Below are 20,986 nucleotides of genomic sequence, written 5' to 3'. Positions count from 1 at the left end.
CACTTGCCCCGACCGCCCGTGATCACGCTCTCCCGCCCAACGGCGTCCACTCATCCGACCGCCCGCGATCACTCGCCCGACCGCCCGTGATCACTCATCCCCGACCGCCCGCCGCAGCTCCGCCTCGACAGGCCCGCGCAACTCCCGCTTGAGGATCTTCCCGGTCGCATTCCGGGGCAGCTGTTCATCGCGTACGAGCACATGGGCCGGGACCTTGAACGCGGCCAGGCTCCGCCCGACGTGCGCCCGCAGCTCCTCGACCGTGACCGTGGCACCGGCCCGCAGCCGGACGACGGCGGCGACCTCCTCACCCAGGACCGGGTGCGCCACCCCCAGCACCGCCGCGTCCTCGACGTCCGGGTGGTCGTGCAGCGCCGCCTCGACCTCCACGCAGTACACGTTCTCCCCGCCGCGGATCACCATGTCCTTGATCCGGTCGACGACACTGACCCGTCCCTCGTGCACCACCGCGAGATCACCGGTCCGGAACCAGCCGTCGGTGAACGCCTGCGCGGTCGCCTCCTCGTCCCGCCAGTAGCCGCGGACCAGGGACTGGCCACGCAGCCACAGCTCACCGACCTCGTCCTCGGGCAGCGCCTCGCCCGCAGGACCGGCGATCCGCACCTCGGTGACGGGCGTCGGACGGCCGACACCGGCGGGGTGGAGCCGGTATTCGGCACCGAAGTTCGCCAGGACACCACCGCTGGTCTCGGTCAGGCCGTAGCCGTTGCGGGGCTCGATCCGGTCGCCGTGGCGGGCGGTCAGCTGCGCGACGAGGTCGGGCGGGGCGGCTGCCCCGCCGGTGTTCAGCATCTGGAGGCTCTCCAGGCCGTCGCCCGCGTGCTCGGCCGCGGCGAGCAACTGGAGCGCGGTCGCCGGGACGCCCGCGTAGTGCGTGACGCGGTGCTCACGGATCAGCCGCAGCGCCTCCTCGGCATCCCACTTCCGCATCAGGACGAGCGTGCCGCCCGCCGCCATCGCCGCGTAGAAACCGGTGAACGCGGCGACATGGAAGAACGGGAACGTCAGCAGCGACACCGGGGCGGGCCCCTGCCCCGGGATGATCCCGCGCCCGAGCATGGAGGCGGCCGCGTGGTAGCGCGGGTTGAGTGCGGCCCCCGCCTGGGCGAGATGCGTGGCGACCGCGCCCTTGGGCCGGCCGGTGGTGCCGGAGGTGTAGATGATCGTCGCGTCGTCCTCGGGCCGGATCTCCACCTCGGGGGGCGCGGCGAGCGGATCGGGCGCGGGCAGGTCCTCGTACCGCTCGACGCCGTCCGGAACCGCCCCCTCCTCGTGGAAGACGACCACGCGCGCCCCGTTCTTCGCCGCCCACCCGGCGACCCTGGGCAGACGCTCGCCGTCCACCAGGAGCACCCTCGGCTCGGAGTCGTCCAGCGCGTACGTGAACTCGTCCTCGGTCCACCAGGCATTGAGCGGTACGGCGACCAGACCGGCCAGCTGCGCGGCCCAGAAGGCGATCTGCCACTCCGGGTGGTTACGCATCGCGACGACGGCCCGGTCACCCCGGCGGAGCCCGTACGCCCCGGTCATCCGGCACGCCAGCGCGGACGCGGCGGCGAAGAACTCGGCGTACGAGTAGCTGCGCTCCCCCGCGATCAGGAACGGCCGGTCCCCGAAGGCCCAGGTGGCCTCCACGAACTCACGGAGCGTCCTGGGCCCGTCCGCGTACACGAGCGAACCCGCATGGACCCCGTCCTCCACCCGCACCACGGCAAACGGGGCTCCCGGACCGGTGAGCGCGGCTTCGATACGGGCGGCGGCCTCCGAGGCGACGGCCTCCGCGGCAGCGGCCGATGCCTGGGAGTCCGGGTCGGGGGTGGCGGGGGTCGGGTCGGTGTGCGGCACGAACGACCTCTCTAAGCGCTTGCTCAGTACATTCGCGACGGTATGCCCGCCCCCGCCCCTCGTCAAGACAACCGTCCGCCCCCCGTCTCCCCCTGACCGAGAACCCGCCCGACAAGTTTCAAACGGAATCATCCGGACGAGGCGCGAGGGCACCATGAGACGGCACCCGGACGACATGGGCGAAGTCCTCGGGCACTCCGGTCCGCTCAATCCCGTCGCCGTCGCGGTAGCGCCATTCGAACGGCAGGCCGTGCGCGGTCATGACATCGGGACCGTCCATGAGCTGGAAGTGCAGGTGCGGCTCGGAGGAGTTTCCGGAGTTTCCGCACTCGGCGATCTCCTGACCGCCCGTCACCCGGTCACCCACAGCCACCCGGAGGGAGCCACGCCGCAGATGGGCACAGCCCGCGTACACACCGTTCCCCAGGTCCAGCAGGATGTAGTTCCCCAAGAGGTGGCAGGGCCACCCCAGGCTGCGAACGAATCCCTCCACGAAGAGGTAGGCGAAGCCGGGCAGGGACGTCCGGGACAGATGGTCGCGCTGCCTGCTCGCGGTCGCCACGACGACCCCATCGCCCGGTGCCAGCACCGGCATGCCGAAGGCGGGATAGAGCCGGGGACGCCGCCCGAACGGCCAGAGCCGGCGGAACGGCGGCGCCGGTGAGTCCGCTTCGCCCTGGGACGGGTCGTACTTCAGGTCGACGGCGTATGTCTGCGCGTGGCTGTGCACATGGCTGGGGACCTTCGTGCCGGGACCATTGAGCACCATCCAGCGACCGGCTACGGGCACCTGTACCGGCACCGGCACCTGCCCCCGGGGCGGACGCCGGCTGCGCACCAGGGTCCAGCGCATGAGCCCACCGACGACGAGCAGCGCGACGCCGGTGCACCAGAGAGGGCCCAGGCCCTGGTTGTTCACCAGGATGCACAGCGCCCCGGCACCGAAGATCAGGCCGTGCCGCTTCCACAGTTCCAACAGCAATGCGCACCCCACCCGTAAGCCGCTTGCGGCACCTCAGTTGACGATGCGTCCGGCCACGAAGGTGCGCGCTGGACTCACGGCGATTTCACCGAGAACGTCGCCCCCTGCTGCTGGCACACCCCTACCAACTTTACCCTTCATTGACTATTTCCTTACCGTCACCGGACATACTTCGCGAGAGGAAGAGACCCCCCGAAAGGCCAGGAGTCGAATCCCCACCCCCCGGTACGGGCCGCACCCACCCGCTACACTGTTCGCGGCGGCCCGGCCCTCACCGGCTGGACCATCACAACCCTGTCGGCAGTCCATCTGAAGTCCACCGCCCACCCGGGCCGGGTTCCAGACACGTTTTCCGACAGATCCCCGCCTTCGTGGGGCTTGTAGAAAACTCCGTCGCCGCAGGTCAGCGGGCGGGCAGGAGATCGCTCCGGAACGGACGCCCGTCGATTCGGAAACGTTCAGCTGATCGCTGCAGGTCAGGGCGCGTTCTTGGATCAAGCCGGATGGCCTTCTGAAAGTGACGCGTAGAGACACGAAGCCGTGCACGTTCTTGTCGGCCAACGGCTTCCCCACACACTCAACGCTTCGCCCGTATGACAGTGACGTACGAGGGCCCAAAGTGGCAGTCAGGCCACGGCGCCTTCCGTGAACGCACGGGATCGCTCGAAGCCAGCTACCTGCTCTGGGTGGCGTGTCTACGCCGACACCCCACACCGCGCCAAAGTCAAAAGGCATCGCAGCCGAGACCGGCTTCTACACCATCACGGACGACAACGGCACGCCGCGCAACGACGGCAGGGAACTTCTCTGCTTGTACCTCGCAGTGCAAATGGCGAGAACGCCGAGGAAGTGCACCGCTTCCTCGGGCGGCTGCGAAGTTGATCAGAAGCTGGTCGCCGGGCATCTCGCGGAGAAGAATCTTGGACACGCACCAAGGGCAGCAGAGACAGAAGGCGCCAGTCGGCACTCTGGCTCCCTCGCCAGTGACAGCAGCTGTTGCTACTGGCACGCTGTCCCCGAAGCCGGGCTCTTATTCCACTTCCCGCATGGCACCAGCTTCACTGGCCAGTACTAGTTGGGTGATGGTGTGGCCGTCAATAGTGCGGACGGTGACACGGTACAGGCCTGGAACACTCAGGGTGGGCCTGGCCCTGATATGTCCGTCGCCCCAGCCCAATTTGAGGACCTGCGCGTTCTGGCCCTTAACGTCGGCTATTTCGCACCGGAGACCAGCCAAGGAATCCACGCCGCTGAGCGTGATGTTCCAAGCGGTTCCGACTTCTACCAGATCGGGGACGTCCAGTCCGCAGCCGGGGGCGCCCTGAGGCGGGCCCAAGTGTTCGTCGTCCCGCAGTATTTCCGCTACGGCCTTGAGCGCGACGGGATCGGAGGCAACGGCTCCATGCTGTAGCGGAAGTGGTGTGACAGCGGGGCCGACGGCTGCGGAGTCCTTGTAGACGGTGCCGTCACCCTTGACGTCATAGAGCCTCAGGCCGCCGCGCGAGTCGCGGATGAAATCGCCACTGGTGTGCTGACGGGCTCCGTGGTGATGCGGGTGGACCACGCCGTCGCGGATAGTGAGACTCTGCATGGTGGCCTGGTTGGTGCCGGCCACCGCCCAGTGTCCGGGCAGCATGACGTTGGCTTGCTTTTCCTGAAACTCGGTTGCCATCTCTGCGAGTTCGGCGTTACCGCCGATGCCTGCCACCTCTCGGGGGGTGAGGCGACGGACGTCGTTCCCGTCGATGAGGCAGGCGTACTGCGGAAGAAGGTCATGAAGGCCTGGCATGGTGGCTGAGATGGATTGCAATTGCCGGTGCGGCAGCGGGACTGGGGCACCGCGCCCGGTGTTGAGGATTGCGGTTGCCTTCACCGCACCGTAGAAGGGCGTACCAAGGGTGAGTACGGCGCGGGTGTCATCGGCCAGGGAGCCGTCGTGCGTGGCATCAAGGGCGGCCCGGGTGACGAGGCCTCCCATGGAATGGGCGACGAAGACGAGGCGTGCGGGACGCTCGTCGACACGGTTGCGCCGAGCGGCGTCGTGAGCAGGATGCAGTCGCCATGCGGTCAGGTGGCGGCGGGCGGCCTCGGCCAGCAGGCGGCCGTTGACGGCGACAGGCAGGCGCCAGTCGTAGGCGAACTCCAGGACAGCGGCCGAATCGGCGACGCAGCCTTGGACAGCGTTGATCAGGTTGGTGTAGGGCTCGAACCCCTGGAGGTAGGGAGTCCAGGATGAGTGGCGCATCAGTTGAGTGGGCTTGATCCGGGTGGTCTTGCCTTCCAGCTCCTCCGGAGTCAGGCGTAGCGGCTCGAGGCCCTTGGGTCGTGTCCACGCCTTCAAGAGCCATGACACGCCGGATAAGCCCCAGACCGTCTTCTGGGTGACGGTGTCGTAGAGCTCACTGCCCATGATGCCCGGGACGATGACAACGGCGTCCTGGGTGATGTCGGCAGTCACAGCCGATGCGGCGGAGGAGTTCGCAGGTTCTGGCCCGTGGAGATTCATGGCTGTGAACAATAGAGAACATGCAGGAGGAGCACCGGGAGATTGGCTTAGTCGGGCAGGCCAATCCGACAAACGATGAAGAGGGCGCAGGGCCGGCCGCGGGCTCACTGGTCATCGTGACGGTGGAGGACGGAGAACCCGAGTTCGCCAAGGCGATCGAGGAACAACTGTCGTTCGTGACTGCGTGGTGGAAGACAGGACCGGCACCGGGCGAAGGGTTTGTACAGACCATTCTGCGTGCGCCGGAAGAACGTCACGATGTGGAGCGTTTCTTGCACAGCTCCGGCATCCGGGAGGCGGCAGAGGACGAGGCGCTGGTTCTCTACGTCACGTCACACGGCGCTGTCGGCACATCCACCAGACACTTTCTGCTCCTGCCCGGCACTGACACCGATCGGCTGCTGGCGACGGGCATGCCGACGAACGAGGTTGTCATCGCGGCTCTCGACTCGCAGGCCCGCCATGTACTCGTAATCGTCAACGCCTGTGAGGCGGAAGGCATCGATGTAGAGCTCAGGGCACTAGCCCGCGACCTTGTCCGTCCGGGGACCCCGGAGAGGACGCTGAACGTCGTGGCGACAACCGGGGCCCGTTCCTCGGTGCTGGGCCGCGAGTTCGCCATCGTCCTGCGCATGGCCTTCGAGTGGTTTCAGGACGCGGCCGGAATCGCCCGTCCGTACCTCTCGATCTCCGAGTTCATGCAGGCCCTCGAGCAGGCCACCGAGCGACTCAACGAAGAACGATATCTCTCACTCGCGGGTCCCCGAACGGTCCTCCAGGGCAAGCTCGGCGCCCCGACCCCTACCCTGCCCAACCCTGGCTACCGGCCCAAACCGCAGGTGGTCACAGAAGCCCGAGAGGAAGTCGCGGCCACGCCCGAGGAACTGGAGTACTGGCTGGACCGCGCCAGCGGCCGCGCCAGCCCGGACGATCCCGGCTGGTACTTCTCCGGCCGCCAGGAACTCAACCGCCGGCTGACGGCCTTCGTCAGAGGTCCCGCAGGCGTCCTCATCGTGACCGGCACCGCCGCCAGCGGGAAATCCGCGGTACTGGCCCGGGCAGTCACGCTCAGCGATTCCACCTTCCGAGCGTCATCTCGCTACGCAGAGGCAGTGAGCAAGGCGCCCGCAGACACCGTCCCGGACGAAGGATCGATCCACGTGGCGGTGTCGGCCCGCAACCGCGGGCCGCTGAGCCTGATCGAAGCCATCGGTTCCCGACTGGGCGGTGAGCGGGACCGCACGCAACCTGCGGCAGATGCTCTGCGGCAATGGCAGGAAGGGCTGCGCACCTTCTTCACGACCCGTCAGAAGGGCTCAGTCACGGTGGTCGTCGACGGCCTCGACGAATCACCGGAGGCCGGTGCCTGCGTCCGAGATGTTCTCGTGCCTCTCGTCGGCTATGCCGGCGGGCCTGGTATTGCGGACAGAATCTCCATCCCCGCGCAGGCTGCCGACTCCGCTTCGGCCGAACCACCCTCTGGCCACGGCTGCCTGCGTCTCCTCATCGGGGTCCGCAGCACCAGCCCAGGCACCCCGGTGGCAGCCGTCGCCACCGGCCTGCGAGGGCTGTTGCAGGAACTCCGGCTTGTCTTCCCGGCAGCGCAGGTGGTCCGCACGGATGGCGAGGGGGTACAGGCGGATATCGCTGCCTACGTAGCTGCTCTGCTGGCCGGGGCGCCGTGGGGCACCGACCCGAAGGCGATCGCCTCGGCAGCGGAGCGAGTGGCACGTCATGCAGGTCGGTCTTTCCTGGACGCCCGCTTGGCCGCCGAACAGTTGCGTCGCAGCGACGGAATCACACTGCTCCGCAACCAGCTGTGGCTCTCACGGCTCGACCGAGGCACCGTGGGCCTGTTTGAGCAAGATCTCAACCAGGTCGGCGATGACGGCCTGAACAGGGAGGAGGCGCTCGCGCTGCTGCGTGCCACCGCCTTCGGGCTGGGGCGCGGGATGCCGTGGGCCCAGGTGTGGCCGGCCGTAGCTTCAGCGCTGCTGCAGGCCCGTATCGATCACGCCGACGAGAAGATCCGACGGCTCCTCGAAGGTCGACTTGCCGGATACCTCACGCATGACATCGAGGATGACCACGTTGTGTACCGACCCGCCCACGAACAACTCGGGGTGATGCTGCGCCAGTGGCCCCAGCCGCCGCACGAGATGAGGAGGGCCTTGGATGAATCCGGATGAGCAGCAGAGGAATGCCCACACCGGCGAGCAGCAGGCCCATGCACGCATCGCGGCGACACTGGCACGTTTGATCAAGCCTGATGCAGTGACCGTGCCGCACCCCTATCTGATCCGGCATCTGGCTCACCATGCCGCGCTCGGCGAGGTACTGGATGACAGCCATGTGCCTCCTGGTCTGCTGCCGTGGGTCTCCGGCGACGGGGTCCGAGGACTTCTCGGTCTCTCGCACGCCCACCAAACGGACCGGGCATGGCTCACCGCATGGGCTGCCATCGAGCCCTATGTCCAGGACGCGGATCTCCCCTCTCGCTGCTCAAGTCTGCATCTGGCCTACACGTCCTTGCGGTTTCCCGGTGTTCCTCGTCAAAGCCTGCCTCAGGAGGCCGCAGAATTCGCGGGCTCCCGTCTGTGCGTTCTCTGGTCACAATGGGCACCGCCCTCCAACGTGCTCGCGACACTCAGCCGTCGTAGTCTGTCGCTGGCCACGGCCGAAGGGCCCGGTGGTGCTGAACTACTGGCTGTGGGCAACGTTTCGGGCGGCATCGAGCTCATTGACGCGGCTACCGGTACACCTGTCGGCGATCGGATTCCGGCGCACGACGGCGACGTGCGGTGCCTGTTCTTCGTGGCGCACTCCACCGGCGGTGGAGCGCTTGTCTCTGGCAGCACCGACGGCACGGTACGCGTCTGGGACACGATCCGAGGAACGCTGCTTGACCGTATGACGTTCAGGGGGCAGACCTGGACCGCTGCTGTCACCGGATACCGCAACGACGCAGGGACGTTGACTGTTGCAGCGATCAACGGTGACGGGGCGGTGAAACTCTGGCGCGAGCACTCAGAAGAACTCCACCTGGCCGACATGAGCGCTCACCCGTTGGAACTGGCCGCCTTCGCACTGGCCCTCGCCGTGGGCCCCGGCGGTCGGCAGTTGCTGCTAGGTGCCGGCCGCACGCTGAGAGTCTGGGACACCGCAGATCACCGATTACTGCATGAGTACCCTGTCGGCGCTCCGGTCAGGTGCCTGACTGACACGACCTCGCCGGGCTGGGTCGCAACCGGCCACAGCGACGGCTCCATCATCCTGTGGGATACGGCCTCAGGTCCGCAAGTCACCTTCCGAGGGGAAGGAGAGCCCGTCACCGCCCTGGCGGCACTGCGCATCGACGGCTCGGACCTGCTCGCCGCAGCCGGCGCAGGATCAACAATCGACCTGTGGGACATAGCCACCAGGCACAGGACCGGTCAGCTCACCGGACACACGGACACCGTGACCGCCCTGCGCACGATCCCGGCCGACGACTGTGACCGACTCGCCTCCACCGCTCGGGACAACACCGTCCGGCTCTGGGACACGCATGCCATCCGCCACGCGATCCGAGGCACTGCCGCAGCGCCCGCCGCTGTAGCTGCGGCAATCGCTCCGGAGTCCGTAGCCACACCGCACCTGGCCGTCAATTACAGCACCGCACAGACCCAGGTCTGGGACACCCTCAGTGGGACGGTCACCGGCTCGTTCGGCAGAGACTCGAAGCATGCCTCGTCTGCACTCAGCTGGGCACCAGACAACCAGGGTCGGCGCATACTCCTCTGGGCGGCATCTGACCACAGCATCCGGTCCTGGGACCCTGTACGCGGTGCTGCTGCCGGCATCCTTCTCAAGGGGCACTCCCAGCCCATACGCGCCCTCGCCTCGACTGCGGCCTGGGATGGACGGCGGTTGGCCATCAGCGGCGACGATTTCACAGTCCGGCTCTGGGACCTGGACAGAGAACGACCGCTACAGCTATGGCGACATCCCTACACGGTCCGAACCGTAGCGGCGGCATCCGACGGAGTCAGCGCGGACTGGTTCGCTTCTGGCAGTACTGACGGGACGGTGCGCCTGTGGGACGCCACAGACCATGCGCCCAAGCACGTTTTCTACTGTCGGCAGGGAATCATCAATGCCGTGGCCATCAACTCAGGCACCTCCCCGTTGCCGCCCTTCCTCGCCAGCGGTGGAGATGACGGCACAGTGCGCCTATGGGACTTGTGTGCCCTCGCACCCATCGGCGAGCGGCTTCGAGGGCACACAGATGCCGTCGAAGCCATCGCTACCTGGACAACGTCTGCTGATGTCCCTCGCTCCTACGTCGCCAGTTCCTCTCGGGACGGCACGATCCGGGTCTGGGATGCGACAACGTCTCGGTGTGTCCTGCAGTTGGCCACGGGAACTCCTGTGCACACGCTGTCCGTACGCCCCTCCGGCGAATCCGTCAACAAGGTCGTCCTCGCCATGGCTGGAGCGGCTGGGGTCGCCGTTCTCGAGTTGGACCTGGAGGCCCCGTCGCCTACGAAATAGGCCGTGCGCCCCCTCAAATCCTTCGTGCGCCCCTCATGGGATCGGCAGGACCAGTCGCTGTTGTCTGCCCAGCAGCAGAAAATGATCGTTCGGCTGCGTTCAGACACCCGAACATCCGGCAGTGCGTGCCGACACCCGTCCCTGCCGCGCACACGGCAAGCAACGAATCAGACCCAAGTAACGACACGTGCAACTTCATACCTGAGCGAGGAGCGGCCCATGAGCGAGGGCACACCGTTAGAGGCAAGTCTCATACCGGCACCGGAACGCGGGGTGTGGCGCCTGGGGAAGGCGAAGAACCCACGCAAGTACAACAAGATCAGCCGGGAAGACGACAGCCGCTCAGGGGGCAACCGGTGGAGCCTGGTCAGCTACGGCACCTTGTACTGCGCCTCCGATCTCGACGGGTGCTTCGCTGAGGCGCTGGCTCCTTTCCGTGTGGATCCCGAACTGCGTCAATTCATCGGCGACGACTGGAACGAGCCCTACTTCATGAATCCCGGCAACCTTCCCCAGGACTGGCGCACCCGGCACACGCTGGTGCGCTTACAGCCGGCCAAGGAGGCGCGATTCTTAGATGTCGACAACGAGCAGACGCTGCGCACGTTGTCGAGAGAGCTCAAGGAAGAATTGGTGCAGTTCGACATCGCCGACCTGACCGCCGAACACGTCCAAGGCACGAACCGCAGGGTGACGCGCCAGATCGCCGCCTGGGCGATCGCACAGCGCGACCCGCAACAGGGTCGGCTGATCCACGGAATCGCCTACCGCTCCCGTTTCGGGATGCGACAGTGCTGGGCCATCTTCAGCGATGTCGATCTGGAAGAGGTGGAGAGGCAGCCGATCTGGCCGGAGACTGAGGGGCTGCGGAGAGTCGCCGACGAGTACGGACTCACCATCCGCTGACGCCGCGACACCACACTCGCCATACCCCGCTCGCACCCACCTTGAAACCTCCACCAATCTCGTAGCCCGAACGAATGAAACGTCAGCAACCACCTGACGTCATCAGACAACAGGATGAAGCGAAGCCGCACGTCAGCACCCCAAACTCGCTTCGGCGGACTGTCTTGACTTGCCATCAGGCGGCAGCAGTTAGCGTAAAAACGGTGGAGTTAGAGGTGGATTCTGGGTAGCCTTAACTCAGAAACTATTGGGGAGGGGCCATGAACACAGTCAGCCACCAGTTACAAGCAGCCGCCATCGCCACACCTGCGATCGCGCTGATACCTCCTGACGGCGCTCCGCAGGCCAGCCAGCCGAGCAACTGGCGTCGCAATAAGCTCCTGCACAGCCTGCACCCCCTCAGTCAGCCCAGCACCGGATCTGCCTCCGAGACCGGCATGCAGCGATGCTGACCACAGGCGTCTAGCGCCGTCATAGTCCGCAGAGGTCACGCTTCCCCGCGGATCCACCTATCAGAAGCGTCACATCAGTCAGCGGCGCCGAGCCCGCATCTGCACTCCATTGGACGTGCTGCAGGCCGAATTGTCCGCAATCAAGTCCTGCACCCGTTGCCTGACATGCGACCAGTCGGCCACCGGCCAGGCGGGCAGTCAGAACACGAGGGAGGAAGTGTCATGGCCACCACAGCCGACAATCCTGCAACCGCCAAGAGTGCAGCAAGCGCCGAGCGAGCCCACGCCACCACTGTACGCATGTCCATCGCGGACATCGCCCGTTTCTTGCAGGACAACCTCGGCCAGCGCCTGACCGCTCGAATCACCAACATCAACGATCCCCGACAGGTCGGCAAGTGGGCTTCGGGTGATTCAGCACCACGCCAGGACGCCGAAGACCGTCTCCGCGCGGCCCTGCAGGTGTTCCAACTCATCCAGGACGCTGAGAGCCTCTACACAGCACGTGCCTGGATGATCGGGATGAACCCCCAACTCGAGGACGAAGCCCCTCTTACGGTGATCGCTGACGGGCGCTTCAAGGACGTTATGGTCGCCGCACGTGCTTACGTCGACGGCGGCTGACTCACTGCAGTTGGACACACATCGCAGCGCAGACTTCTGTGCCGCTCCGCAGACAAGGCGGCGGGGCGGCACAGCTTCGCGCTGCGGGGAAAGCACAGCTCCTCGGCGCCTGGCCGCTCATCGGCTCCCTGGTGGCTTTGGCCAAGGTGCTCCTGCGGCGGCCGCGTCCTGAGATCACCGAGGCGCAGCCAGGCGGTCGGCCCGGAGTAGGTGGCCGGGCAGTTCACGAACCGGTCCCACGCATCCTGATCGACGCTCAGGGCCTCGCGTACCACGGAAACCACCGCCGGATGTGCGCTTGCGTAGCCGGAGCTACCCCGAACGCCAACAGGTCGTTCACGCAGATGCCACCGTCGCCTGCCCACCCTCCTCACAGAGGCACCGCGAGACCGTGAACCAAGTGACCGGAGAGACCAGGTCGCACCGCGTCGACCCTGACGCCAGCAATACCGTCGAAGGCGGTGGCAACCTCGTCTACGGCAACAAGTTCCTCTCCGCGGCCGTGCGCCTCAGCAACATTCCACACAGCCGAGTCATCCTGGGCATCGAGTCCGTCCGCAGTGAAGACGCTCCTCGTGCCGAGTATCGACGCGCTGGAGGAAGAGTTCCGGCGATACGCAGCCCACCAGGCCCTGGCGCATGGCCTGTTCCCCGCCTCGGCACCCAAGACATGGAGCCGTCCGGAACGCCGGCAGCTGCTCGTGGGTGACGCCACCGTGCCCAAAGCACCGTCGAAGGCACGCAAGCAGGAAACGGTCGACCCCGTCACGGGTGAACTGCGCACCCACCGGGTCGACCCCGCCGCCCGCGACTACTACGAGAACGGCGAGAAGGCCAAACGGCAGGTACGTGGCACGAAATGGTTCTTCGCCTCCGGACGCAGCGACGGCTACTGGACCCGCGTCATCCTGACGTTCGCGCACGTGGCGGGCGGCGAGTACGAGGACGAGGCCGCCATCGCGGTCCGCCAGTTCTCCCAGCTCAAGACGGCACTGCCCGACTGCATGGGCGTCATCTACGACGGGGCGCTGCGCGGTGTTCACCGTGACGCCCTGGCCCGCCGCGGGCTCCTCGTGATCAACAAGGAGCACGGCTCCGTCAGCCCCGTCTTCTACGAACGCATCAAGCCGTGCCGCAGCGGCCACGACCTGTGGTGCGACCAAGGCCGCATCACCGAGAGCGTCCGCATCGACGACGGCACCCGCGTGCTCCAGCCCGTCCCGATCACCAGGCTGGAGCCCCGCATCGGCGTAGCCAAGAGCCGCTGGTACCACGTGCTGAGGATCCCCTGCTGGCACGGGGACCACCAGTACCGCGTCCCCGTCGGCATCACCACCACAGCCGAGGACCGCGCCCTCCGGGACGCCACGACCGGCCGACGGATCCCCAGCGACCAAGAGCGCGGCTTTCACCGCGCCGAGTACCTCCAACAGATCCCCCAGGAGACGCTCTCCCACCAACTGGTCTACCCGTACCGCAGCGACTCCGAGTCGGTGCACAGCCAGTTCGACCTCAGCCTGTGGAACCGCCGGATGATCGCGTACGGCGTCGAACGCCAGAAGGTCTTCGTCCTCGGCTTCGCCCTCTCCCAGAACGCCACCAGCCGCCAGGTCTTCCTCGAAGGCCATGCCAATGCCGTCATGAGGCGCCAGAACAGCGCGTGATCGCTCCCGGGCAGACAGGGGACCGAGCCCTGCCCAACCGCAGTAGAGGGGTGGTACCGGCCTGACGGCCGGTACCACCCCTCTACTGGTCTCACTTTCATGAAGGAACGCAGACTTGCTGAGGGAAGGCACCCGGCCGCCGTTGGTACAGCGGTGAGCGGCCGAGCCTGGAGCGCCGTCACCACCAGGCCACCGGCACGCTCCTCCACAGCCGGCGGTCGAGATTACGAGTGGCTTCCGACCCGGGCAGCCACGAACTCCCAGGCGTCCCGGTGGCAGGCCAACGTCACCGACGCACCCCTGCCGACCCTCATGACCGCCAGAGCCGACCCGCCAAGCTTGAACGGGTGCGGCTCCTTCGCCAGTCGGCTCCCCTCGGCCACCGGAGCAACACCTCATCCCACGACCGCTCGGCAGACTCCGCGCCCGCCAAGGCCTCGGCCTCAGCGGAAGCGTCGGATCCTGCCGGTACCGCCCCCTCCGTCGGCACCTGCCTGCCGCTGCCCGAACGGCAGCTCCGCCCCGTCCCCAGGCCCTCTCCCACTTCCGCGTCCGCGTAGCGGCATCCTGGCGCGCCCCCACCTGGTCAGGTGATGCAGCTACGCGGGGCAACAACGGGAGCTATGCACCAGAACGGACATGCCGCCTCACCCCCACACTGCCGACACCTGACCACATCGAGTCCCATCCACAGACATCCCGCCGGAAACTCGCAGGTCAGAAGGCATGCAAGGACGCGCACCAGCGCACAGTGGCAACGGAGGCGACCTCGGTAACCCCTATCCGCTAGGCTGTCAGCGGTCAGTCCACCTTCAGGGCACCTGCCCGGGAAAGCGTCCTTCCGGACCCCACCCGACAGCACTCCGAGGAGAGCCTGACCAGGGCGTTTGCCTCAACCGCCCCGGCATTCCCCACTGGGGTTTCCGGCACAGTTTTCGGCAAGCCCCCGCCTTCGTAGCTCAGGGGATAGAGCACCGCTCTCCTAAAGCGGGTGTCGCAGGTTCGAATCCTGCCGGGGGCACCAGTTCAGAAGGGGGCCACCTCCGGATTTTTCGGAGGTGGCCCCCTTCTGACATCTAGATCTGACATCAACGGCGGCAGTCACTGACGACCGGGGCGCCTCCTGAGCAGCCGGTCCATGTGGCTCATGGCCTCGCGCTGCGTGTCCTGCACGACGTGCGTGTACACGTCCATGGTGATGCTGATCTGGCTGTGCCCGAGGATCTCCATCACGACGCGGGGCGCGACTCCGGCCGCCGTGAGGAGCGTGGCCGTGCCGTGTCGGGCGTCGTGCAACCGGATCACGCGGAGGCCGGCGGACTCGGCGACGCGGGTGAAGGAGCGGTAGACGTTCCGCGGCTCGACCTGGCGGCCGGTGCGGGTGGTGAAGACGTAGCCGGACTCCTGCCACCGCTCCCCCGCCTTGGCACGAGCAGCTGCCTGCCGCATCCGGTGCCAGCGCAGGGGCGCGATGCAGAGGGCGGGCAGCGGGACGACACGGCGACGGCGGCTCTTGGGATCGTCGTCGTACAGGACACCCCGACGACGCTGGGTCTGCTGGCGGACGTAGAGGACGCGGTTGTCCAGGTCGAGGTCTGACCACCGCAGTCCGACGATCTCTCCCCGGCGGAGCCCCATGGCGATAGCGAGCACAAACGCCGCGTACAACGGGTCCTTACGGGAGGCCACGAGGAAGTCCAGCGTTTCATCGAGAGTCCAGGGCTTCAGTTCGCGGTTGTCGGTCCGGGGCGGTTCGACGAGCTTGGCAACGTTGCGCGTGATCAGTTCCTCACGGCAGGCGGAGGACAGCGCCGACCGCAGGACGCGGTGAGACTCCTTGGCGGTCGCCGCAGTGGTCTCCCTCTCCAGGCGGACGAGGAAGCGGCGTACGTCGGCGACGCCGAGGGATTCGAGCCTCTTGGCGCCGATCAACGGCACCAGGTACAGCCGGACATGCGCCTCGTACTTGTCGTACGTACTGAGCTTCCGCCGAGGCTTGATGACGTTGTCCAGCCAGTACGGCAGCCACTCGGAGAGCTTGGCCGACCGGGTGGGCACGGGCACGCCCTGGTCGACCTTGTCGAGCAGTTCCCGGCGCTTGGCGTCGCACTCCGCCCAGGTCTTGCCGTAGGCGAACTTGCGGGCGCGGGTGCCGTCCGGCTGAAGGACGTAGACCGCGCACTGGTAACGGCCGTCCTTGCGCTTGGTGATGGTGCCGGCGCCGTTGGGATTGCGCTTGCGCTGACCGGCCATCAGGCAGCCTCCTCGATCTGGCCGAGGACAAAGTCACGAACGGCGACATCGGGGATACGACGAGCCCCATCGATCTTGATCGAGACGAGACGGCGCGAGCGGATCAGGTCGTAGACCTTCGAGCGTCCGACCTTGAGGCGCGCCATGACTTCCGGCACGGTCAGCAGTTCGGCAGTGACGACGGTGTTCATGCTGCGGCTCCTTCCATGGCGAGTTGGTCTTGCAGTGCTTCGCGCGCCGTCTCGCGGTTGAGCTGGAGATCCCGGGCGATTGAGGTGGCAAGGGCGGATTCACCGGGGGTATGGCCGTGGCCGGCGTACTGCCAGTCAGTGAGGACGAGGACGGTGTCCGGTTCGCGGGCGTCCAAGCCCAGGGCGGCCGCCTCTTGGGCGGCGCGGTAGTCGGCGCGGGCCTGGCGGAGGGCGCCAAGGGTGGTGGAGTAACGGCGGGACTTGGAGGAGAAGTGACCGCGGAAGCCGAGCATGTGCGCCCAGGCCCAGAGACGCCGGTCCGGGTAGAGGCCGTCCAGGTCGCGGCATGCAGTGATCAGGCGGCGGGTGTGGTCCGGGACCTGGTGGCGGTTGAGCTCGGCGAGTTCCCCGATGCGGCGGTCAAGGGTGCCGGTGTTCTCGGCTGCCTTGGTGGAGTACTTGGCGACGTAGGAGGCAACGGCCTGTTCGGTGATGTCGGAGCCGTCGCCGAATGCCTTTACCGGGCGGACGTCGAGCTGTGTTCCCCAGCGGAAGGACCGGGCCGGTTGGTCCCCGGCGGACGGGACAGAGACGGACGTGTAGGAGTGCGCCGCGGCTGCGTGGATCGCATCGGCAAGTAGGTCGACCGTTGCCCAGGCAGGTGGCGGCGTTCCGGGCCCCTCTGGGCCGTCGAGCCGGATCACGGCGTGGAAGTGCAGGGCTCCACGCTTCTGGAATTCGGCGACCTTGCCGTAGGAGACGCGGAGGCGGTCGGCGAGTTCGCGGCGGGTAAGGCTGGCGCGGGCGGCGAGTTCGCGGCGCAGGCGTGTGGTGAAGCGCTGCCAGAGCTGTCCGGCGTGGTTGTTGAACAGGACGGCGCCCGCGTAGTCGTACGTGGCGGGGTCGAGGGCGGTGCCCAGTTCCGATGCGTCCGGGGCGTGTTGGACGCCGCAGCGGCAGACGCCGCGGTCGGGCCGGTTGTGGACCGGGCCGAAGGAGGGGGCGGTGAGGGTGGCGAAGACGCGGGGGTGGTCCCTGACGGTGGTGGGGACGTCGCGGCAGTCGTCACCGGCCAGGCCCGCGCGGATGAGGTGGTAGGTGTCGCCCGCGTAGGTCCAGGCGCAGGAGGGGCAGCGAGAGGCTCGGCGGTTGCCGCAGGCGAGGCGGAGGCGTCCGCCGGGTTCGTTGGCGGTGGTGTAGTGGTGCAGGGTCTCGCCGGTGGTCCTGTCCTTGTGGAGGGTCCAGCCAGTCAGGTGGATGGGGTCGGAGCAGCCGCCGGTACGGCGGATCTGGTCCTCCCAGCGCGTGTAGTCGGGGGCCGAGGCCACCCGCAGGAGGTCACCGAGGGTGCTCGGGTCGAGCAGCGGGGCAGGCACGGGCGAGGCGCGATGCGCCATGCTGGGTTCTTCCTTCCGGTTGTGAGATCGGACAGGGATGGCGCCCGGGCGGCGGATGCTTGGCGGTATCGAGGCCGCCCGGGGGCCGGTCAGCGTCGCTTGGCGTCGGCGTTGACGAGGGAGCGGATCACCAGGGCGCAGACGGTGACCGAGGCGCCGGTGATGGCGACCGCGAGGAGCATGGAGACCAGGACGGCGCCGACGACCAGGACCACGGCCGTACCGCCGCCGACGAGGGCGAGGGCGGTACCGGGGGTGAGCTGCAACGCGGGCCGGGACTGCATCGCAGCGACCGGAGCAGGAGACGGAACCTGCGCACTCGGCACGACGCTGGTCGGCTCCACCGACACGGGCGGCATGAGGTGACCGGTGGGCGTGGGATTGGTCGGGATCTTCGGGCGGAGCATCAGTGTTCTCCCTTCGGTTCGTGTTACTTGACGAAGCCGTTGACGACGGGGGCAAGCACGCTGTCGGCGAGGAGGAAGCCGCCGAGGAGGAGCACGGCGATGAGCCACCAGGGCGGGCGGATGAGCTTGACGCCGAGGTAGGCGACGGCGAGCAGCGCGAGCCAGAGCGGAACGTTCATCGGGTCGGCCTCCTAGCTGACGCGGCAGCGGTGGGTGCGGGCGGCGAGCTGTGCGGCGGACTGGCTGGAGTAGTCGGCGGACCAGCCGCACCGGTCGTTGGTGCACACGGCGGCGTGTTTGGTCCGGCCTCGGCGGTCGCGATGGGTGCCGATCTGTACGGGGCCGATCCGCATCACGGAGTGGAAGAAGTCGCGGGCAGGCATGTCAGTCGGTTTCCTCTCGGGTTGTGGTCGGGTCGGGGGAAGGTGGCGCGGATGCCGGCGGCGGTGGCCGGGTCGGTGGTGCGCTGGGCGGTTTCCTCGGCGAGCAGGTGGGCGAGGTAGGGCCGGTTGGCGGCGGTCATCTCGCGGGCGCCGTCGAGGTAGTCGGCGGTGGTCAGGTCGGCCGGGTCACGGGTCACGGCTTGTTCCCTTCCGGGTCAGGTGAGTTGGGCGGCGATGGCGTCGGCGAGATGGGGCGGGACACCGAGGCGGGCGCGGAGGGTGTCGGTGTCGATCCGGACGCCGGTGCGGGCGCGGTGGTCGTCGGCGACCTTGCGGGCGTGGGCGACCAGCGCGGCCGGGACCGGCATGGCTGTGGGCAGGGCCGGGGTTTCCTCGGGCTCCGGGGCGGCGACGGGTTCGGGTACCCGGCTCGACTCAGCGGCGACGGGGTCGTGATCCGTCTCGGGCGCGGGGTCCGGAGCCGGAGCGGAAGGTGCCGGCGGAGCCGGGGAGGGGTCCGCGGGTGAGTGGGCGAGGAGGGTGCCGCCCATGAAGGCCAGGGCGGGCCAGGCGGCGACGAGGATGCGCAGCCAGGCCGGGACGTCGTTCAGGTCGAGCAGTCCGGCGGTGGCGACGTTGGCGCCGAGGGAGGCGACCAGGGCGATGAGGAACCAGCACCAGGCCAGCCGGGACGGCCCATCGGCGCGCAACCGACGCCAGGCGGCGACCAGGAGCAGGTCCACGGAGACCGGGTAGGCCCAGGCCTTCCAGCCGGTCTGTCCGGCAGCGGCGGCAAGGTCGTGCAGGTGGGCGAAGGACAGTGCCCCGGCGATGACGGCCTGAACGAGCACGGCGTCGATGCGGAGAGCGGGGCGGGCCATCACGGCTCCTTCCTGTGATCAGGCATGGCGGGGGTAGGGAACCGGCGCGAAGGACGGTCGCGCCGACCGTGGGAGGGGTGGGTCAGGCGGTGGCGGGGGCTGTCTTGGACAGCGGCACGCGGGCCGAGTGCAGCGGGGCGACCGCGGGCCGGAAGGGCGCGAGGGCGGGCACCTCGGGGGTGCGGTCGGCGTGCTTGTTGCAGACGTTCACGGCTTGGCGCAGCGAGGTGTGCGGGGCGCGGATGCGGTGCCATCCGCCGGTGGAGTCCCCGGCGATGGCGATGCCGCGCGTCTCGGCAGGGATCTGGATGGCAGCGAGTACGGCATCCGGCGCGATGTCACCGAAGGCCATGTTCGCGGACGTCTCGTCGTTGACGCGGTGCGCGGTGCGGCCGGTGAGCTGGGCGCGGAGCATCGTGATGCCCTTGCCGAGTTCGGAGCCGAAACGCTGCCCACAGATCTCCAAGTAGACGCCGGCCGCGCGGCCGAGTTGGGCGAGACGGACCAGGGCGGTGATGATCCGGTCCCGCCGCTTCTCTTCCTCCTTGTTGGCGAAGAGGGCGAGTTCGGCGACCTCATCAACCAGGACGACGACCGGCACCGGCCGTAGATCCTCGGGCAGGTCCCAGATGTCGGCGGCGATCTCCGCGTCCGGCACAGCGACGCTGACCCGCTGCTCGGCGCGGATGAGCTGATACACGTCCTGCATGTGGGACACCAGCGCCTCCAGCAACTCCAATGCAGTGTCGGGGTTGTCGGCGAGCGCGGAGAACCGGCGTGCCAGCGGGAACAGCTCGACCCCTTGCTTGCAGTCGATGCCGACCAACGCGACATGGTGTGGGGCGAGCCCGGCGACAAGGTTGCGCTGATAGACGGACTTGCCGGACTCCGTGGCGCCGAGGGTCAGACCGTGCGGGACGGCGCGATAGTCCCGGTAATGAACCGATCCGTCCTCCCGCAGTGCGACCGGGATACGCATCGGTCGGGTGTCGGTCCTGGCCGGCATCTGCACCCGCTTGAGCACGTCGTAGCCGGTTATCCGGATCTCGACCACACCCGAGCGCAACTCACGGGAGGTCACGCCGTACATCCCGAAGGAGTGGCGCAGCCGGTCCGAGGCGGCGGCGACATCGAAGGCATCCTGTCCCGGGCGGAGTTTGAGCCTGAGGACCAGGCCGGTGTGGGTGGGCCGCAACCGCAGGATGCGCGGCGCGCGGGATTCTGGCACCGGGCGGTTGGCTATCCGGGCCAGCATCAGCCGCCAGCGCGAGGGGGGGACCGTCAGCCCGCAGGCCTCCATGACCGAGCCGTAGCGGACCAGGACCCGCACGGCAGCGAGGGTGACCCCGAAGGTCAGCCAGTACCAGGCGGGACGCCGCCACCGCAGGAGACCCGCAGCGGCGACGACCACCAGCAGTAAGACCGTCGGCCACGTCATGGCTCAGGCCGCCTTCGAGCCCGTGCCCGTGCCCGTGGTGGCCAGCGAGGTGACGGCCACCGCGCGGAAGGCAATGCCGTGCCGCTTCTGGCCGTTGAACTCGTTCTCCCACGGCCGGGCGATCAGCCCCGTGAGGGCGGCCGGGGTGCCCATGGTCAGGTCACCGGAGATGCCGGTCTCCGGGACGGTGACGGAAAGGATCTCCACCTCGTCGTTGGCCGCGAACATCACGTCCACGGTCATCAGCTGCGCGCCGGTCTCGGCGTCGGTGGCGATCTCGCCGGTACGGCGGTCCTTCACCTTCGGCTGCGGGGTCTTGGCGACCATCACGGTCGCGGCAGAGGTGTCGACGGGGATCTGACGCACAACGGATCACTCCTCTATAGACGCTGAACCCCTCCACTCATGTATATGAGTGACATGAAGAAGAGTGCATCACTCCTGTACATGAGTCAACCCGCCGCGACATCAAAGTCACGACGGGTTGCAGGGAGTTGAGCGAG

General features: G+C 67.8%; 17 protein-coding genes, 1 tRNA gene and 1 pseudogene. 6 read left to right on the top strand and 13 right to left on the bottom strand.

The window, feature by feature from the left end; translation table 11 throughout:
• Window positions 1–90: 90 nt before the first annotated feature.
• The 3 genes from NRF20_RS26605 to NRF20_RS26595 all read right to left on the bottom strand — a co-directional run bounded on the left by NRF20_RS26605 (window position 91) and on the right by NRF20_RS26595 (window position 5,306).
• Window positions 91–1,866, bottom strand: a complete 1,776-nt coding sequence (locus tag NRF20_RS26605; RefSeq protein ID WP_398632616.1) for a class I adenylate-forming enzyme family protein — start codon at window positions 1,864–1,866, stop codon at window positions 91–93.
• Between the two features lie 118 nt (window positions 1,867–1,984).
• On the bottom strand, window positions 1,985–2,842 hold the full coding sequence (locus tag NRF20_RS26600) for a M23 family metallopeptidase (protein ID WP_413753409.1): 858 nt from the start codon (window positions 2,840–2,842) through the stop codon (window positions 1,985–1,987).
• Window positions 2,843–3,878: 1,036 nt separating this feature from the next.
• Complete coding sequence (locus NRF20_RS26595; RefSeq protein WP_413753408.1) at window positions 3,879–5,306, bottom strand: lipase/acyltransferase domain-containing protein; 1,428 nt, start codon at window positions 5,304–5,306, stop codon at window positions 3,879–3,881.
• A 68-nt stretch (window positions 5,307–5,374) separates the two neighbouring features.
• Here NRF20_RS26595 and NRF20_RS26590 point away from each other — a divergent pair, with 68 nt between their 5' ends.
• The 6 genes from NRF20_RS26590 (at window position 5,375) to NRF20_RS26565 (ending at window position 14,557) form a co-directional block, all read left to right on the top strand.
• The gene (locus NRF20_RS26590; RefSeq protein ID WP_398632613.1) at window positions 5,375–7,543 is read left to right on the top strand and encodes a hypothetical protein; all 2,169 of its coding nucleotides are present in this window, start codon (window positions 5,375–5,377) and stop codon (window positions 7,541–7,543) included.
• Window positions 7,530–9,887: a hypothetical protein gene (locus tag NRF20_RS26585; RefSeq protein WP_398632612.1), complete on the top strand. Its 2,358-nt coding sequence runs from the start codon at window positions 7,530–7,532 to the stop codon at window positions 9,885–9,887. The genes NRF20_RS26590 and NRF20_RS26585 overlap by 14 nt, the downstream gene beginning before the upstream one ends.
• Before the next feature lie 219 nt (window positions 9,888–10,106).
• Window positions 10,107–10,793, top strand: a complete 687-nt coding sequence (locus NRF20_RS26580; protein WP_398632611.1) for an RES family NAD+ phosphorylase — start codon at window positions 10,107–10,109, stop codon at window positions 10,791–10,793.
• Window positions 10,794–11,467: 674 nt separating this feature from the next.
• Complete coding sequence (locus NRF20_RS26575; protein WP_398632610.1) at window positions 11,468–11,869, top strand: XRE family transcriptional regulator; 402 nt, start codon at window positions 11,468–11,470, stop codon at window positions 11,867–11,869.
• A gap of 560 nt (window positions 11,870–12,429) precedes the next feature.
• On the top strand, window positions 12,430–13,533 hold the full coding sequence (locus NRF20_RS26570; protein ID WP_398632609.1) for a hypothetical protein: 1,104 nt from the start codon (window positions 12,430–12,432) through the stop codon (window positions 13,531–13,533).
• Between the two features lie 948 nt (window positions 13,534–14,481).
• Window positions 14,482–14,557: transfer RNA gene (locus tag NRF20_RS26565), tRNA-Arg, on the top strand.
• Between the two features lie 77 nt (window positions 14,558–14,634).
• On the opposite strand, the gene NRF20_RS26560 is transcribed toward NRF20_RS26565, so the two are convergent.
• The 10 genes and pseudogenes from NRF20_RS26560 to NRF20_RS26515 all read right to left on the bottom strand — a co-directional run bounded on the left by NRF20_RS26560 (window position 14,635) and on the right by NRF20_RS26515 (window position 20,849).
• Window positions 14,635–15,786: a tyrosine-type recombinase/integrase gene (locus NRF20_RS26560; protein WP_266690368.1), complete on the bottom strand. Its 1,152-nt coding sequence runs from the start codon at window positions 15,784–15,786 to the stop codon at window positions 14,635–14,637.
• On the bottom strand, window positions 15,786–15,977 hold the full coding sequence (locus NRF20_RS26555) for a helix-turn-helix domain-containing protein (RefSeq protein ID WP_266690367.1): 192 nt from the start codon (window positions 15,975–15,977) through the stop codon (window positions 15,786–15,788). Before NRF20_RS26555 ends, NRF20_RS26560 begins: the two co-directional genes overlap by 1 nt.
• On the bottom strand, window positions 15,974–17,353 hold the full coding sequence (gene repSA / locus NRF20_RS26550; protein WP_266693796.1) for a replication initiator protein RepSA: 1,380 nt from the start codon (window positions 17,351–17,353) through the stop codon (window positions 15,974–15,976). Before repSA ends, NRF20_RS26555 begins: the two co-directional genes overlap by 4 nt.
• Window positions 17,354–17,463: 110 nt before the next feature.
• Entirely contained in the window at window positions 17,464–17,781 is a 318-nt protein-coding gene (locus NRF20_RS26545) for a SpdD-like protein (RefSeq protein WP_413753407.1), read from the bottom strand.
• 23 nt (window positions 17,782–17,804) lie between these two features.
• Window positions 17,805–17,960 (bottom strand): hypothetical protein, encoded by a 156-nt coding sequence (locus tag NRF20_RS26540; RefSeq protein ID WP_413753406.1) that lies wholly within the window; start codon window positions 17,958–17,960, stop codon window positions 17,805–17,807.
• Window positions 17,961–17,972: 12 nt separating this feature from the next.
• Window positions 17,973–18,164, bottom strand: a complete 192-nt coding sequence (locus NRF20_RS26535; protein WP_043432985.1) for a mobile element transfer protein — start codon at window positions 18,162–18,164, stop codon at window positions 17,973–17,975.
• 1 nt (window position 18,165) lies between these two features.
• Window positions 18,166–18,361: pseudogene (locus NRF20_RS26530) on the bottom strand (hypothetical protein).
• A gap of 18 nt (window positions 18,362–18,379) precedes the next feature.
• Window positions 18,380–19,045 (bottom strand): DUF2637 domain-containing protein, encoded by a 666-nt coding sequence (locus NRF20_RS26525; RefSeq protein ID WP_413753405.1) that lies wholly within the window; start codon window positions 19,043–19,045, stop codon window positions 18,380–18,382.
• A gap of 82 nt (window positions 19,046–19,127) precedes the next feature.
• Window positions 19,128–20,483 carry an FtsK/SpoIIIE domain-containing protein gene (locus tag NRF20_RS26520; RefSeq protein ID WP_413753404.1) on the bottom strand — a complete coding sequence of 452 codons (1,356 nt, stop codon included), beginning with the start codon at window positions 20,481–20,483 and terminating at the stop codon, window positions 19,128–19,130.
• A 3-nt stretch (window positions 20,484–20,486) separates the two neighbouring features.
• Window positions 20,487–20,849, bottom strand: a complete 363-nt coding sequence (locus tag NRF20_RS26515; RefSeq protein ID WP_413753403.1) for a hypothetical protein — start codon at window positions 20,847–20,849, stop codon at window positions 20,487–20,489.
• Window positions 20,850–20,986 lie beyond the last annotated feature (137 nt).

Source organism: Streptomyces sp. R-74717, assembly GCF_047305335.1.
In the GTDB taxonomy this organism is placed as follows: domain Bacteria; phylum Actinomycetota; class Actinomycetes; order Streptomycetales; family Streptomycetaceae; genus Streptomyces; species Streptomyces atratus.
The sequence above is the reverse complement of the archived record's forward strand: the minus strand, read 5'-3'. Positions and strand labels throughout refer to the sequence as shown.